General features: G+C 70.3%; 14 protein-coding genes, 1 tRNA gene and 1 pseudogene. 7 read left to right on the top strand and 9 right to left on the bottom strand.

The annotated features are described in order from the left end of the window. Positions 1-114 precede the first annotated feature (114 nt). A complete protein-coding gene (locus tag ACZ7L9_RS03325; RefSeq protein ID WP_471412107.1) occupies positions 115-849 on the top strand; it encodes a TerD family protein in 735 nt (244 codons plus the stop codon). 57 nt (positions 850-906) lie between these two features. Here ACZ7L9_RS03325 and ACZ7L9_RS03320 read toward each other — a convergent pair whose 3' ends face one another. After that, entirely contained in the window at positions 907-1,815 is a 909-nt protein-coding gene (locus ACZ7L9_RS03320; RefSeq protein WP_471412106.1) for a TerD family protein, read from the bottom strand. Between the two features lie 231 nt (positions 1,816-2,046). Between ACZ7L9_RS03320 and ACZ7L9_RS03315 the strand changes: the two genes are divergently transcribed. The 4 genes from ACZ7L9_RS03315 (at position 2,047) to ACZ7L9_RS03300 (ending at position 7,560) form a co-directional block, all read left to right on the top strand. After that, complete coding sequence (locus tag ACZ7L9_RS03315) at positions 2,047-3,210, top strand: HpcH/HpaI aldolase/citrate lyase family protein (protein WP_471412104.1); 1,164 nt, start codon at positions 2,047-2,049, stop codon at positions 3,208-3,210. A 118-nt stretch (positions 3,211-3,328) separates the two neighbouring features. Then, complete coding sequence (locus ACZ7L9_RS03310) at positions 3,329-5,914, top strand: phosphoribosyltransferase (protein WP_471412103.1); 2,586 nt, start codon at positions 3,329-3,331, stop codon at positions 5,912-5,914. 74 nt (positions 5,915-5,988) lie between these two features. Next, positions 5,989-6,819: an HAD family hydrolase gene (locus ACZ7L9_RS03305; RefSeq protein ID WP_471412762.1), complete on the top strand. Its 831-nt coding sequence runs from the start codon at positions 5,989-5,991 to the stop codon at positions 6,817-6,819. Between the two features lie 81 nt (positions 6,820-6,900). Continuing rightward, the gene (locus ACZ7L9_RS03300) at positions 6,901-7,560 is read left to right on the top strand and encodes an O-methyltransferase (RefSeq protein WP_471412102.1); all 660 of its coding nucleotides are present in this window, start codon (positions 6,901-6,903) and stop codon (positions 7,558-7,560) included. Positions 7,561-7,587: 27 nt separating this feature from the next. Here ACZ7L9_RS03300 and ACZ7L9_RS03295 read toward each other — a convergent pair whose 3' ends face one another. The 4 genes from ACZ7L9_RS03295 to ACZ7L9_RS03280 form a co-directional block, all read right to left on the bottom strand. Continuing rightward, positions 7,588-7,812, bottom strand: coding sequence for an FmdB family zinc ribbon protein (locus ACZ7L9_RS03295; protein ID WP_471412100.1), 225 nt, complete (start codon positions 7,810-7,812; stop codon positions 7,588-7,590). A gap of 112 nt (positions 7,813-7,924) precedes the next feature. Beyond that, complete coding sequence (locus ACZ7L9_RS03290) at positions 7,925-8,524, bottom strand: DUF4383 domain-containing protein (protein WP_471412098.1); 600 nt, start codon at positions 8,522-8,524, stop codon at positions 7,925-7,927. A gap of 117 nt (positions 8,525-8,641) precedes the next feature. Next, positions 8,642-10,063 carry a hypothetical protein gene (locus tag ACZ7L9_RS03285; RefSeq protein ID WP_471412096.1) on the bottom strand — a complete coding sequence of 474 codons (1,422 nt, stop codon included), beginning with the start codon at positions 10,061-10,063 and terminating at the stop codon, positions 8,642-8,644. Positions 10,064-10,134: 71 nt separating this feature from the next. Next, positions 10,135-10,899 (bottom strand): DUF4097 family beta strand repeat-containing protein, encoded by a 765-nt coding sequence (locus ACZ7L9_RS03280; RefSeq protein WP_471412094.1) that lies wholly within the window; start codon positions 10,897-10,899, stop codon positions 10,135-10,137. Positions 10,900-11,122: 223 nt separating this feature from the next. Here ACZ7L9_RS03280 and ACZ7L9_RS03275 point away from each other — a divergent pair. Then, positions 11,123-11,197 (top strand) — tRNA-Val (locus ACZ7L9_RS03275). A gap of 100 nt (positions 11,198-11,297) precedes the next feature. Here ACZ7L9_RS03275 and ACZ7L9_RS03270 read toward each other — a convergent pair. Together ACZ7L9_RS03270 and ACZ7L9_RS03265 are read right to left on the bottom strand one after the other, a co-directional pair. Beyond that, a pseudogene (locus ACZ7L9_RS03270) lies at positions 11,298-11,535 on the bottom strand (site-specific integrase); the annotation flags it as partial. A 25-nt stretch (positions 11,536-11,560) separates the two neighbouring features. Continuing rightward, positions 11,561-12,178: a TetR/AcrR family transcriptional regulator C-terminal domain-containing protein gene (locus ACZ7L9_RS03265; RefSeq protein WP_471412092.1), complete on the bottom strand. Its 618-nt coding sequence runs from the start codon at positions 12,176-12,178 to the stop codon at positions 11,561-11,563. A gap of 67 nt (positions 12,179-12,245) precedes the next feature. Between ACZ7L9_RS03265 and ACZ7L9_RS03260 the strand changes: the two genes are divergently transcribed. Continuing rightward, on the top strand, positions 12,246-13,508 hold the full coding sequence (locus ACZ7L9_RS03260) for a beta-ketoacyl-[acyl-carrier-protein] synthase family protein (RefSeq protein ID WP_471412090.1): 1,263 nt from the start codon (positions 12,246-12,248) through the stop codon (positions 13,506-13,508). A gap of 78 nt (positions 13,509-13,586) precedes the next feature. Here the strand turns inward: ACZ7L9_RS03260 and ACZ7L9_RS03255 are convergent, their stop codons facing one another. Together ACZ7L9_RS03255 and ACZ7L9_RS03250 are read right to left on the bottom strand one after the other, a co-directional pair. Next, positions 13,587-14,576 (bottom strand): MBL fold metallo-hydrolase, encoded by a 990-nt coding sequence (locus ACZ7L9_RS03255; RefSeq protein ID WP_471412088.1) that lies wholly within the window; start codon positions 14,574-14,576, stop codon positions 13,587-13,589. 183 nt (positions 14,577-14,759) lie between these two features. Further along, positions 14,760-15,290 (bottom strand): carbonic anhydrase, encoded by a 531-nt coding sequence (locus ACZ7L9_RS03250; protein ID WP_471412086.1) that lies wholly within the window; start codon positions 15,288-15,290, stop codon positions 14,760-14,762. Positions 15,291-15,512: the final 222 nt, after the last annotated feature.

Below are 15,512 nucleotides of genomic sequence, written 5' to 3'. Positions count from 1 at the left end.
ACCCGGGCCCGGCCCGGCGGCCGCCCCGCAGTGATGTGGGCGCCCGGTGCGACGCACGGGGCGGCCGCAGGGCCGGGGCACTTGTGTTTCTACCGATACGTGTGGGGGTTGGGGATGGCGTTCTGGGACAGCCTGTGGCCACGGAGAGGGGCGCAGTTCGAGTCGGGCAACGCGTCGACCAACTCCATCGTGCTCTCCAGGCGGCACGCCACGGTCTCACTGACCAAACAGGGTGCGCTGACCGGCAACCTGCGGGTCAACCTCTCCTGGCGGATGCGTACGTCCGACATCGAGGGCAGATCACGGCAGAACGGCCGGCTGCTGCGGCCCATGACGCTCTTCAAGCCCGATGTGGTCCAGGCGCACACCCAGGGCGTGGTCAATGTCGACCTGGACCTGGGCTGCATGTACGAACTGAAGGACGGCACCAAGGGCGTGGTCCAGCCGCTGGGCAATCTCATCGGCGACCTGAACGCACCGCCGTACATCCGGCTCAGCGGGGACGACCGTTTCGGGGCGCCGTCGGGCGAGACCGTCTACGTCAACCTCGACCAGCGCGACCAGATCAAACGGCTGCTGTTCTTCGTCTACATCTATGACCAGACGCCGGCCTTCGACCGTACGCACGCCAAGGTGACGCTCTACCCGGGCAATGGCCCGCGGATCGAGATCGAACTCGACGAGCACGCCCCCGAGGCCCGCTCCTGCGCCGTGTTCACGGTGGAGAACGTCAAGGACGAGCTGATCGTGCGGCGCGAGGTGAAGTTCGTGTACGGGTTCCAGTCGGAGCTGGACCGGCTGTACGGCTGGGGCATGCAGTGGGGACGCGGCTACAAGTCCCGGACCTGAGGCGCCGGGCCTGATGCGCCGGGCCTGAGGGGCGCAGGCCGTCTCAGGCCCGGCGCCTCAGGACCGTACGAACTGCGGCCCCTGCGGTGGCAGCACGAAGTTGGGGTCGGGGGCGGGCGCCGCCACCGCGGCGGGCTGCGGATAGCCGTAGGCGGGCTGGGCGGTGGCGGGCTGCGGATAGCCGTACGAGGGCTGGGGCACGGCCCGGTGAGCCGGCTGGGCCACCGCGGGCTGTGGGTAACCGTACGTGGGCTGCTGGTGCTGGACCGTGATCTGCGAGTCCGGACCGGGCGCCGGTGCGGGCGGGAACGTGGGTGCGGGCGGCGGGAAGCCGGGCGCCGTCACGGGGGAGGGCGAGGGGGGCATGGCAGGCGAAGGAGCGCCTACGGGCGAGGGCACGGGATCGGGCTCCGCCGCGGTCTCCGCCTCGTCCACCGAGATGCCGAAGGCGGTCGCCAGCCCCACCAGACCGGTCGGATAGCCCTGTCCCACGGCCCGGAATTTCCAGCCATCGCCGCGCCGGTAGAGCTCGCCGCAGATGATCGCCGTCTCCTCGCCGGTCTCCGGCCGCACATCGAAGACGGCGAGCGGGTCCCCGCCCGCCGACGCCGCGTCGTACAGCAGGATGCGCAGATCGCGCACCTGAGCGAATGCGGCTCCGTCGGACGACGCGGCGATGACCACCTGGTCGACCGAGGGGTCGAGCGCGCCGAGGTCGGCCTCGATACTGTCCGTGAGCCCTTCGGGGACGCTGCGCTTCGGTAGCCGTCGTACCAGGCCGGAGGGGTGGCGGGGCTGGTTGTAGAAGACGAAGTCCTCGTCCGAGCGCACGCGGCCACCGGCTCCGAGCAGCAGCGCCGAGGCGTCCACATCCGGAACCCCGGCGCCCGGGGTCCAGCGCAGCACGGCCTGTACGGCCAAGGCGTCCAGGGGGACGTTCGAGCCCTTCACCATCGCGTGCGTCATGCCCGTCATCCTGCCTGCTGGCTGCCCGCGCGGACAACGTGGGGGTCGCACCGGATGTCGCGGCAGCGCGTCGGAACCATGTCGGAAGCACGTGGTCCGCAGGGCTCGGACCCGTCGGGAAATGGACGAGTTACCCGGAATTCATGCACGTGGGGAACTGTTGACACCCGCTCGTACGTACTATTACCGGCCATCCAATTTCCGGTCGGTCCGCCAGTTCGGGGGAATCACATGCGTCATTTCGGGCATATTGCGCCCGCTGTGCGAGAGGGTCTGTTCTTCCAGGAGCCGTGCGAGTTCGGTGCGGGCTCGTCGGCCCGCATGCTTTCGGCCGCCCTGGGAGCGACCCTGTACAGCCCTGCGACCAGGCCGAGACTTGCCGACGACGTCATCAAGCAGGCCGGGCGCGGGGTCGTCTCGATGGTGCTGTGTCTGGAGGATTCGATCGACGACTCCGAGGTCGTCGACGCCGAGGAGAACCTGGTCAGGCAGTTCGCCGACCTCGACGCGCGGGGCGCGCAGGCGCCTCTGCTCTTCATTCGCGTCCGGGAACCGGGTCAGATCACCGATCTGGTGCAGCGGCTCGGCTCCGCGGTCCGTTTGTTGTCTGGTTTTGTACTTCCCAAGTTCACCGAAGAGCGTGGCGTGCCCTTCATGGAAGCGCTCGTCAACGCCGAAAAGGCGTGTGGGCAGCGGCTGTTCGCGATGCCGGTTCTGGAATCGCCCGAGCTGCTGCATCTGGAGACCCGGGCGGAAACACTCCAGGGAATAGCCGGTACCGTCGACAAGTACCGCGAGCGGGTGCTCGCACTGCGGCTCGGGGTCACCGACTTCTGCTCGGCGTACGGGCTCCGCAGGGCGCCCGACATGACGGCGTACGACGTACAACTCGTCGGCGCGGTCATCGCCGACGTGGTCAATGTGCTGGGCCGCGCGGACGGCACGGGCTTCACGATCACCGGTCCGGTCTGGGAGTACTTCCGGCTCCAGGAGCGCATGTTCAAACCGCAGCTCCGCCGCAGTCCCTTCCTGGAGGGCCGGGCCGAGGAACTGCGTACGGCGCTGATCGAGCACGACCTGGACGGGCTGCTTCGCGAGATCGAGCTCGACCGGGCCAACGGCCTGCTGGGCAAGACATGCATCCACCCGTCGCACGTCGCGCCCGTGCACGCGCTGTCCGTGGTCAGTCACGAGGAATTCAGCGACGCCCAGGACATCCTGCGGCCGGAACGCGGCGGCGGTGGCGTCATGCGCTCCGTGTACACGAACAAGATGAACGAAGTGAAGCCGCACCGCGCCTGGGCCGAGCGGACCTTGCAGCGGGCCGAGGTCTTCGGCGTGGCGAGACAGGACGTCGGCTTCGTGGATCTGCTGGCCGCGGGCCTCGCGGAATGAGCGTGCGTTTCGGGGCGGGCGCGCCCCGTGGGGGCGATGGGCCCTGTGGGGGCAGCGCGGTTCGTGGATCGCGTGTGCGAGTGCGAGCGTGTGGGCCTCGTGGAACGAGTGCGTCTCGATGAGCGAGCGCGCGGCAAGGAAAGAGACGGCGAACGTGGTGTGGTCGGGCAGCTGGGTGGCGGAGCGACTGGGCGTCGACCTCGTCGGCGACGGAAAGCCCGACGGCGACGAGGAGCTGAGAGAGCTGCTGGGCCTCGCCCTGCGCCGCAATCCCAAGCGGGCCCACCTGCTCGTGTCCAACGTGCTCGGCAAGCACGTGCCGCAGAAGCCTTCCGTGGTGTACGGCGCCGGATTCGAGCTCGGCCGGCGGGTGCACGCACTCCTCGGTGACGCCGAGGCCCGCCGGGCGGTCGTGCTCGGTTACGCGGAGACGGCCACCGGTCTCGGCCACGCGGTCGCCGACGGGCTCGGCGTGGCGCCGTACCTGCACTCGACGCGCCGCCCCGTCGACGGCGTGGCGCGGGCAGGCGGCTTCGAGGAATCGCACTCGCACGCCACCTCGCACCTGCTGCTCCCCGAGGACCCGAACCTGTTGGCGGGCGAGTCCGACCCGGCAGGCGCAGGCGCGCCCGTGGCGGACTCCCCCCTGGTGCTGGTGGACGACGAGTTCTCCACCGGCAACACCGTGCTCAACACCATCCGGGCGCTGCACGAGCGGTACCCGCGGAGCCGGTACGTGATCGTCGCCCTGGTGGACATGCGGTCCGCGGCCGACCGGGGACGGCTGACCGAGTTCGCCGCGGAGATCGGCGCGCGCGTCGACCTGGTGGCGAGGAGCTCGGGCACGGTCGCCCTCCCGGAGGGCGTCCTGGAGAAGGGCCGGGCACTGGTCGCCGCGCAGGAGAGCGCCGCCCCCGCAAGCCGGGAGGCGGCCGGTTCCGCGGCCCCGGAAGCGGCCGCCGGGACTGTTCACCGGCCGTGCACCCGGGTGGACCTCCAGTGGCCCGCCGGTGTGCCCGACGGCGGACGGCACGGCTTCACCCCCGCCCACCGGGCCGCCCTGGAGCCGGCCCTCCCGGCCATGGCCGCCCGCGTCGCCGCGGCACTGGGCGACGCCCGCCGCGTACTGATCCTCGGCTTCGAGGAGCTCATGTACGCCCCCCTCCGCCTGGGCACGGCCCTGGAAGGCCACATCGACGCGGAGGTGCGCTACTCCACCACCACGCGTTCCCCCGTCCTCGCCGTGGACGACCCCGGCTACGCGATACGCAGCCGGCTGGTCTTCCCGGCCCACGACAACCCGGCCGACGGACCCGGCGACCGGTACGCGTACAACGTCGCGGGCGCCGGTTTCGACGCCGTGGTCGTGGCCGTCGACTCCACCGCCGACACCCCCGAACTCCACGCCTCCGACGGCCTGTTGGCGCAGCTCGCCGCGCACGCCGGTCATGTCCTGCTCGCCGTCGTCCCGTCGTACGTCCCGGCGGAGGCCCGGTCGGACCTTCCCGCACACACCGCGTCGGACCTCCCCTCGTACATCTCCGAACGGCAGGAACCCCCCATGCTGCCCGAGCCCCTTCGCGGCCCCGCGTTCTCCTCCTACGCACCGGACGACGTCGGCTGGCTGCTCCAGGACCTCTCGGACACCGAGCTGGAGGCGCCCACCGAGGAGCGCGAGGAGGCGATACAGAGCGGCGGCGCGCACTACGCCGAGTCGCTGCCCGTCGAATACCAGCCGTCCGCCCAGTACCAGGGCCTCTTCACGGCCGCGCTGGAGCTGTCGGCCGCCCGCGTCGCCCGTGCCGTGGGAACCGTCACCGAGACGGTTCTCGCCGAGCGGACGCCGCGCCCCGTCCTGGTCTCGCTCGCCAGGGCCGGCACTCCCGTCGGCGTACTCATGCGCCACTGGGCCCGGCACCGGCACGGGCTCGACCTGCCGCACTACGCCATCTCCATCGTCCGGGGGCGCGGCATCGACGCCACCGCGCTGCGCTGGCTTGCCGCCCACCACAATCCGGCGGATGTCGTCTTCGTCGACGGCTGGACCGGCAAGGGGGCGATCACCCGCGAACTCGCCGTGGCGCTCGCCGAGTTCGACGGCTTCAACCCCGAGATCGCGGTCCTGGCCGACCCGGGCGGCTGCGTCCGCACCTACGGCACCCGCGAGGACTTCCTCATTCCGTCCGCCTGTCTCAACTCCACCGTTTCCGGGCTGATTTCGCGGACCGTCCTGCGCTCCGACCTGGTCGGCCCGGACGACTTCCACGGTGCGAAGTTCTACCGGGAGCTCTCGGACGCCGATGTGTCCGGCCACTTCCTCGACACCGTCGCCGCGCACTTCGACGAGGTCGCCGACGCGGTGGACGCCGAGGTCAAGGAGCTGCTCGCGGCCGACCGCGCGCCCACCTGGGAAGGCTGGGCCGCGGTGGAACGCATCAGCGAGGAGCACGGCATCCACGATGTGAACCTCGTCAAGCCGGGCGTCGGCGAGACGACCCGCGTACTGCTGCGCCGCGTCCCGTGGAAGGTCCTCGCCAAGCGCGGCGCCGGCGTGGACCTGGAGCACATCCGTCTGCTGGCCGAGCAGCGGGGCGTACCGATCGAGGAGGTCGACGAACTCCCGTACACCTGCGTCGGGCTGATCCACCCGAAGTACACCAGGGGCGCCACGGGCGCAAACGGCAGGGCGGTGGAGTCGAAGTGACCACCCCGGCCACCTCTGCCGTCCCCGCCACCGTCCCGGCCACCTCCGCCGTTCCCGCCACCTCGGCCGCCCCCGTGACGCTGGTCGCCAGCGACCTCGACCGCACCCTGATCTACTCGGCTGCGGCGCTCCAGCTCCCCATGCCGGACGCCGAGGCCCCGCGGCTGCTCTGCGTAGAGGTGTACGAACACAAGCCGCTCTCCTACCTGACCGAGACGGCCGCGACACTGCTCGACGAGCTCGCCCGCTCCACGGTCTTCGTCCCCACGACCACCCGCACCCGCGAGCAGTACCGGCGCATCCGTCTCCCCGGCCCCGCACCGCGGTTCGCGATCTGTGCCAACGGGGGACACCTCCTGGTCGACGGGGTGTCCGACCCCGACTGGCAGACACGGGTGGCCCGTCGGCTCGCCGACGAATGCGCCTCACTCGCCGAGGTCCGCGCCCATCTCCTGGCCGCGGCCGACCCCACCTGGCTGCTCAAGGAGCGGGTCGCCGAGGACCTCTTCACCTACCTCGTCGTCGAACGCTCGCTGCTGCCGGAGGGCTGGGTCAAGGAACTGGGGCAATGGGCGGAGACCCGCGGCTGGACGGTCTCCCTCCAGGGACGCAAGATCTACGCCGTGCCGGGCCCGCTCACCAAGAGCGCGGCCATGAACGAGGTCGCCCGACGCACCGGCGCCACGCTCACTCTCGCCGCCGGTGACAGCCTCCTCGACGCCGACCTGCTCCTCGACGCCGACCACGCCTGGCGCCCGGCCCACGGCGAACTCGCCGACACCGGATGGAGCGCCCCGCACGTCGACGTGACGGCCGAGCGCGGCGTGGCGGCGGGCGAGGAGATCCTTCGGCACTTCCTGCGGGCCTCGGGCCCGGGGCGGGCGCTCTCGTCCGGCAGGCGGTAGCAGTATGTGAGGACAGGGACCGGGACGGGAGCGGAGAGCAGCGCGGGCCCGGCCGCCCGGTACGACCGACGAGGAGCAGCGATGTCCAAGGGCAACGAAACCAAGATCACGGACGAGCTGTACGCGTACATGCTGGCGCACAATCCACCGCTCGACGCGGTGCAGCGCGAGCTTGTCGAGACCACGTACGCCCGCCTGCCCGAGCACGCGGGCATGCAGTCCGCCGAGGAACAGGGGCCACTGCTCGCCTTCCTCGTCCGGCTGACCGGGGCCCGGCACATCGTGGAGGTCGGGACGTTCACCGGCTTCTCCGCCCTGTCGATGGCACAGGCGCTGCCCGCAGACGGGCGGTTGATCGCCTGCGACATCTCGGAGGAGTGGACCGCGTACGGGCGCGAGGCCTGGGAGAAGGCGGGCGTCGCCGACCGGATCGAACTCCGTATCGCCCCCGCGCTCGACACACTGCGGGCGATGTCGGCCGAGCCGCACATCGACTTCGCCTATCTCGACGCGGACAAGGCCAACTACATCCCGTACTGGGAAGAATTGGTGCCCCGCATGCGGCAGGGCGGCCTCGTCGTCACGGACAACGTGCTCTTCCACGGCGGGGTGACCGACCCGCAGGCGACCGGCGGAGCGGCGGCGATCAAGGAATTCAACGATCACGTGGCCGCCGATCCGCGGATGGACAGCGTGCTGCTCACCGTGGCCGATGGGCTGACGCTCTCCCGCAAGCGGTAGGAGCCGCCGGCCCGGCCGCCGGCCTTCTCAGCCGCAGCAACCCCCGCCGCAGCAGCCGCCCCCGCCCTCGCCGGCGGACGGGGCGGCGGGGGCGGACTTGGCCGACGACCCGCCCACGGCCACGGTGGACAGCAGCTTCACGGTGTCGGCGTGCCCGGCGGGGCAGGAGGCCGGGTCCGAGGACTGGGCCATCGGGCGGCTGAGTTCGAACGTGTCTCCGCAGGAGCGGCAGCGGTACTCGTAACGAGGCATGCGCCCAGGCTATCCGGCACGGGCGCACGGGAGACAGACACGACGGGCGCGGGGCGACGCGCGCCGGGCGGTATGGAGACGAAGTACGAGTCACGGCTTGCGGATCCCGGGATTACGGGTGGTCAGGGCGACGGACGACCGGCATTGCCGCTGTAGTGGCCTGCCGATTACTCCGCAGTTCCTGCGCGGCCTCGTCGGGGTGGCGGGCCCGCCAGTACGGATTGTCGTGCGGAAGGCCGCCGCTGACCCGCCCGTACATCCCGAAGACCATCAGCATCAGTCCGACCACAAAGCTGAACAGCACGTTCTGGAGGTGGAAGGCGAGGAAGTTGTAGTCGGTATCGAGCAGGGCGAGATTGATGAAGCCGCTGAGGATGAAGGCGATGCCCAGAATCATGTTGAGGTTCGAGGCGGTGTTGCCGCCGATCACCATCCCGATGAACAGCAGCAGACCGACAAAGATGGACAGAACGCTGAGGGCGCCGTTGGTGTTGAGGCCCGCGACGGTGGCTCCGCCGGTGCTGAAGAAGCCGATCTCGTCGATCAGCCCCAGGATTCCGAAGGCGAGCAGCACCAGTCCCATCAGCCCCGCTCCGACCCGGTAGACACGGTTGAGCCGGTGATCGACGGGCAGGTGCTTGTCGAGCGGAGTGGTCCTGCGACGGCGGCGCGGGGTGCGCCGTCCGGTGGCGTGCAGTACATGGGCGGCCATGTCGGTCTCCTTCAGGCGTACTACCAGGATCCGCCCACGGTGTCGCTGCCGCACATCAGGAAGCCGGAGAGGCCGCCCCACCCCCTCCGTCGGAGCCCGTGACCGAGCCCGTACAGCTCAGGTGCCCGCTCCGCGCTCCTCACGGATCTCGGAGACCACCCGCGCGGCCGTCTGCCGTACCGCTTCGGTCTCGGTCAGGAAATGCCAGTAGTCCGGGTGGCGTTCCTCCAGCCCGGCCATGGCGCGATCCAGCCGGGCCACGGCGTCGTCCAGCGGGCGGGCGTGGCGCGGTTCGGGAGTTTGGCGCCCGGCCATGGCCAGACGCTGGGCGTCCCGGACCGCGAACCGCGTCCGCTGGATCTCCTGCTGCGGATCCTTGGACACGTCGGTCAGCCGGTGCAGCCGGTCGCCCGCGGCGGACACCGCCTCGTCCGTGGCGTTCAGCAGGGCGCGTACCGTGCTCAGCCGGGAGGTCGCGTCGGCCCACCGCTGCTCGTCCCGCGCCGCGGCGGCTTCCTTCAGCTTCTCCTCGGCCTGCCGCACATTGGTCGCCGCCTGCTCCGGCACGGGCTGGAGGTCCTGCCAGCACGCGGCCGAGAACCGCCGCCGCAGCTCGCTCAGCACCGTCTCCACCGAGCCCGCCCGGGTCGTCAGCGCCTGGGCACGCGTACGCAACGACACCAGCCGGTGGTCGATCTCGGCGGCCCGCTCGGGCAGCCGTACCGCCTCGGCCCGTACCGCCTCGGCGTCGCGCAGCACCCGATCGGCACGCTGCAAGGTCTCCGGAACGCCATGCCGGCCGGCGCCCTGGTTGAGCTTGGTCAGCTCGGGCGCGAGGGCCGCCAGTCGCGCGGCGAGATCATCCGCTCGCAGTCCGGACGCCCGCACCGCATCGAGAGCATTGCTCGCTCCGAGGAGCGCCTGCCGGGCCCGCTCCACGGCGGGCGCGAGCCGGGCGAGCTGCGTCTCCGCGTTGCCCAGCAACGGCCCCAGACCCTGCGCGAACCGGTCCAGCTCGCCCTTGACCCGAACCAGCTCGTCCTTGGCGGTGGTCAGCTCGTTCCTGGCACGGGCCGCGACGGCCGGCTCCAGATCGTCCCGGTCCAGGTCGTGTGCGTCGACCGCGGTGATGTACTTGTGGCTGGCCTCGTCGATCCGCCGGCCGAGCGCGGCGAAATCGTCCACGGCCTTGCGCGCACCGGGTGAGCTGTCCACCGCGGTGATCGTCTCGATCGAGATCCGCAGATCGCGCTGGGCGGTGTCGAGCTCGTAGAAGGCGGCAGCGGCGGCGTCCTTCGCGGCCTGGGCATCGGCCCGCTGACTGTCCCCGCGCCCGCCGAACCAGCGCCGCGTACCGCCACCGGCGAACGCCGCGGGCAGCGCGGCGGCGAGCAGCGGCACAGGCAGCAACATCAGCACGAGGACATCTCCGATACCCCTGGCGCCCCCGATACCCCCGGCGCCCTTGACACCTTTGACACCCTCGACGGCGGAACTCCCACCCGCTCTCGCCTGCGGCCGCGCGTGTGTCGCCGTCACATCCCTCTCCCGTGCCGTTTCGCCCTGCCCGGTACATTCTCCCACCAGGTAAGGACGAACACACGGGTCGGTTAGTTCGCGCTTCGGACGGTGACTTGACCGTTGCCGCTCCGGGCCTTCACCACGTGGCTGCTGTTGTTGCTGCGTGGCGCGTCCACCGAGACCCTTCCGTTGTCGGCGACGGCGTCCACCGCATACCTCACGGAGCCGGCCGGCAGGTCGATGGTGATCCCTCCGTTGCCACTGACGGTGTCCACGAGATCCGGCACGGAGGCGAACCCCAACCGGACCATGCCGTTGTCGGACCGTGCCGATACGGACTTGGCCGAAATCCTTTCGGTGACGATGCCACCGTTGTCGCTCTCCAACCTGAGCGGGCCACTGGAGTCCCGGACGGTCACCTTCCCGTTGTCGGCGCGGAGGGTGAGCGGAGTATCGAAGCCGGACGCGACGACCTTCCCGTTGTCCCCGTCGACGACCACCGCCACCCCGCGCGGCACCTTCACCCGGTGTTCCGAGGCACAGTTGCTGATCAGCGCCCTGCACTTCACCTTGAGCGTGAGCGTGTCGTCCCGCATCTTCCACTGGGGATCGGGCCCGTTCCCGAGAACCACCCATCCGTCGACACGACGGGTCACCTCGACCTTCTGCACATCGGCCGGTACGAGCTCCAGCGACGACTGCCCGGAATGGATGGTCAGAGTCTTGCCACTGAGCGCGAACGACTTGTGCTCGGCGGGCGCGTCCCCCGCATCCGCCCCGCCACAGCCGGTGAGCCCGAAACCGAGCAGCACGGCTCCGGCGGACGCGAAGAGAGTGCGGGTATGGAGTGCCATGATCAACTTCCCCCAAGTCGTACGGCGGGTGGTCCCCGACGGTGTGGCCTTCACCGTACGTACGCCACCCCGCCGGCAGAATCCGGACGGCTACCGTACGGGGGGTGGGGATATCCCCCGCACAGCGCCACGGCCCCGCCACGACCCCGGCCCCCGTCCACTGCCGTCCCGGCACCGTTTGTGACCGCGGGCCGTAGTCCATGTACGCTGTTGCTTCATCCACGGGTGCGTAGCTCAGGGGTAGAGCGCTGCTCTTACAAAGCAGATGTCGGCGGTTCGAAACCGTCCGCGCCCACCAGCAGTAGGCACGACAAAGGCCCAGGTCACCGGTACTGAACCGGGAGCCTGGGCCTTGGTCGTTCCTCCGCGATTACGGCCGAGGAGGGACGTCGTGCCACTTACGTGCCGGATGCCTCCCCGGGCTCGTGCGCGGCTGTGTCTGCCGGCCGGACTTTCTTGATCTGCTCGTCGACGTGAGCGGCGATCGCTTGGTCGCGTCCATTGACCAGGTGCTGGTGGATCAGTGCGGCCCGGACCGAAGAGTGCCCCATGCGCTGCATCAGCTCACGCGTTGTCCAGCCCTCCGGCAGCAGCGAGCGTGTTCCCCGTGTGGCGGAGGTCGTGAAAGTACACGTCTCCGCCGCAGGCCCGTTCGACTGAGCTAGCCGCGCTCGGGTTCGTCGTGGATGGTCAATGCTCCGGCGAGGTCGAGGTCGGCGACAGTGCCGTGTGCCCCGGCGCGGACGAGCAGTACTGCGCCGAGCGCGGTGCTCCAGAACGTTCTGGCCTCCATGCTGAGCGGTCTACGGGTCCTCCAGCCGCGGCTGTCGATGAGCTGGCTCACGAAGCGCTCGGATTGTCGGAACAGCAGCTGGAGGTGCTGGTCGACCACGGGGGCGAGTTCGGGCTTGGAGATCCCGGCGGCGAGTGCTCGCGCGACCGATGGGAGCGAGGGCATGGCCAGTACGGCGCGGGCGATGTTGCGTCGAAATATCGCCGCATCGGGGGCTTGGCGACCGATGCGCTCAATCCGTCGAGCGTCGTGCAGCAAGCCGAGAAAGGCGGCGTGCACGAGCAGCGAGTCCTTGGACCCGAAGTAGTAGGTGACCTGATTGGGGAAGACACCTGCCGCGTTCGCGATCTCCGCGACGCTCACCTCGGCGCCGGGCCGCTCCTTGCAGAGCCGTGCAGTTGCCTCAATCAGCCGGCGCCTCGTCGCGCGACCGCGGTCACGCGACCGAGCCGACGTTGATCGAGCTTCGGTTCGCTTCTTCTCCATACTTGAATTGTATGTGATACAACTAGGCTTCGTTCGCTTGTATCGCATACAAGAAAGGTTCAAGGACATGCACGGGACTGAAGTCGTCGTGACCGGACTCGGCGCGATCACGCCACTCGGTGGAGACGTGGAGTCCACCTGGGACGCCCTGCTTGCCGGCGAGTCCGGCATCCGCGGCGGCGTCCTGCCCGGCCACGAGGACGCCGGCCTTCCCGACACCGTCGCGGGGACGATGGCGATCGACCCCGCCGAGTCACTGCTGCCGGTGCAGGCCAGGCGGCTCGACCGCTCACAGCAGGCAGCCTTCACCGCGGCGGCCGAAGCCTGGGCCGATGCCGGTGCCCCGCGGGTGGACCCGGACCGGCTCGCATCAGCGATCGGCACGGGCATCGGGGGCATACGGACGCTGCTGAAGGAAGACGACGTACTGGAGGAGGCCGGGACACGGCGCGTCTCGCCACGCACGGTCCCGATGCTCATGCCCAATGCGGCGGCAGCGCTGATCAGTATCGAATACGGCGCACGGGCCGGGGTCTACACGCCCGTCTCGGCGTGCTCCTCCGGTGCCGAGGCGATCGCCCTGGGGGCCAGGCTCATCCGTGCCGGCGAGGCGGACGTGGTCATCGCGGGTGGAACCGAGGCCGCGATCACCCCGATCACCGTCGCCGGCTTCGCCCAGGCACAAGCACTGTCGCGATACACCGCCGAACCCGCCTCAGCCTCCCGGCCGTTCGCCGCGGACCGCAGCGGATTCGTCCTGAGCGAAGGCGCGGCTGTCGTAGTGCTCGAAAGCGCCGAACACGCCGGCGCCCGAGGCGCGCGCGTCCACGCGGTACTCGCGGGCGCCGGCATCGCCGCCGACGCCCACCACATCACGGCGCCCGCTCCCGACGGCTCCGGTCAGATCTCGGCCATGCGGAAGGCCCTCGCGCAAGCCGGCTTGGCTCCCGAGCAGATCAGCCACATCAACGCCCACGCCACCGGAACTCCGGTCGGCGACATCGCCGAGGCGCACGCGATCGGGGAGGTCTTCGGCCGCGCCACCGTGACAGCCCCCAAGGCGGCGCTCGGACATCTCTTCGGCGCCGCCGGCGCAATCGAGGCGCTCATCGCCGTCCTCAGTGTGAAGCACGGCGTCATCCCGCCGACCCGCAACCTCACCGCGGCCGGCGTCGGTCCCGACATCGACCTCGATGTCGTCGCAGAGCGACGAGACGTCCCCCAGGAAGCCGTGCTCAGCAACTCCTTCGGCTTCGGTGGGCAGAACGTCTCACTCATCGTCACCAGCGCACGGCACCACGCGTCCCGTACGGTGTCGACCACACCATGACCCACGCGCGGCCCGTTCGCGTACCGCCGACGCGGCACTTCCTGTTGCACCGGTTGAGCCGGGACTGCTGAGCCGGGATCAGGCATCACCCGCCTGTGGGGTGCTGAGTGTGTAGGTGGTTCCGACGCTGGTCTGCACCCATGCGTCCGGGAAGGCTGCGGCGAGGGTGTGCTGGGCGCGCCATCCGGTGCAGTGACCGGGGACGATCAGCTCGGGTGCGAGTTCGGTGAGCGCGGCCACCGTCGGGTCGATGACCGGCTCGAAGGCGGGGCCGATCAGGTGGAAGCCGCCGATGAGGGCCAGCAGTTTGCTCACGCCGGTCAGCCTCATGGCGTGCCGGATGATGTTGACCACTCCGGCGTGGCCGCACCCGGTGATGATGACAAGTCCCCGGCCGCGCACGTTGATGACGAGTGCCTGGTCGTCGATGACGGTGGGGTCGTGTCGCCAGCCGTTCCCGTCCCAGGCTTGGTGTGCCTGAGGCATGCCGTGCTCGAACTCGGTGACGCGGTCCACCTCGCCGGTGATCAGGATGCCACCGGCCAGCAGCGACGGCTGCCGCCGCTCGATTACCTCGAACCCTTCGCGTTCCAGGGCACCCCGTGACAGCGTGGGCATCTCCAGACCCTGGCCGGCGGGTAGTTCCAGGCGGCGGCGGGTCCAGACCGCGGGGTGGACGGTCAGCGGCAGGCCGGAGCGCCCGCGCAGCCGGGCCAGGCCGTCGAAGCCGCCCGCGTGGTCGAAGTGTCCGTGGCTGAGCACGACGCCCTGCAGGCCGCCGACATCGATGCCAAGACGCTCGGCGTTCACCGCCAGCCCGTCCGGCGACGCGCCGGTATCGAACAGCAGCGTGCTGCTCGCGTTCCCGCTTTGGACGGTGACCAGGGCGGAGAAGCCGTGCTCGGCACGCAGCCCCGCGACGGCCTCGCCGCCGGCGAACTGCCGCGCGGCAGTTCGCCCGGAGCCCATCGACGCCCGGGTGACGCCTTCGGCAGAGGCCAGCAAGGCGTCGTAGGTGTTGTCGACCAACGTCGTGACCCTGACCTCGTCGACCTCGGGCAGCGTCACAGGGTCAACAGCCGGTCCCTCCGCGACGCGAGGCGCTGACCACGCCGCCTCGGTCGCCGAATGCCCGTGATCGTCGCACATGCTAGAAAGCGCCTCCCCGCCGATACGGCCGGCCAGGGAAGCAGATCCCGGTACAAGCCGCAGGCCCACGGCGGTCGCGCCGGCCGCAGGCGCCGCGCGGTGTCATGCTTCCACTCGCGCGGGCGGGACGACGACGTCGATGAGCCCGGTGGCCACGTCGTACACGAGTCCTGAGACGAAGACTCCGGCCGGAAGCTTCTGCTTGAGGATTTCGACGTCGACGCGGACGGCGGCGACCGGGTCGGTGACCGCCTCGGCGTCCAGGTCTCCGGCCGGAACTTCGAAGTAATCGGCCAGCAGCTCGGGGAACGCGGCCAGGTCCGTGATCCCGCAGTCGGTGTGGTGCAGGACCGCATAGTGGACGTCGCCCGTGCGAGGGCCGCCCGTGCGGGCCTGGACGACCTTCGAGAGCATCTCCAGCGTCCGGAGTGTCGCGGGCGTGACCCGCCCTCCGACGTTGCGGATCACCGCTGCCTCGCCGAGCTTGAGCGCGAGCACGTCGGACGGGTCGACACGCGGGTCGACGCATCCGATGACCGTCAGACTGCCACTGGGCATGAGCTCGAGGTCGGCGAATGATCCGCCGTCGGCGAACCCGGCGTTCCGGTTGGCTAGCTCGTCCGTGTCGATCACTGTGACGGTAACCCCTTCTTGCTCTGAGCCCGGACCCCCGGTGACGCCGACGGGGACCTCCAGTTGCCGCCAATCCTGGCCCGCCGCCGCCTCCCATGCCACTCGACTTTGCGGCAAATCGTGATCACGCAGGTCAACGCCTTGCGTGATCCGACACGGCGAGTCGGCACCGAGGTGCGATTCGTACCTGAATACCCCGACTTGCGCCCTGCGTGATGAGCC

The sequence above is a fragment of the Streptomyces sp. NPDC111516 genome, from assembly GCF_055635345.1.
The sequence above is the reverse complement of the archived record's forward strand: the minus strand, read 5'-3'. Positions and strand labels throughout refer to the sequence as shown.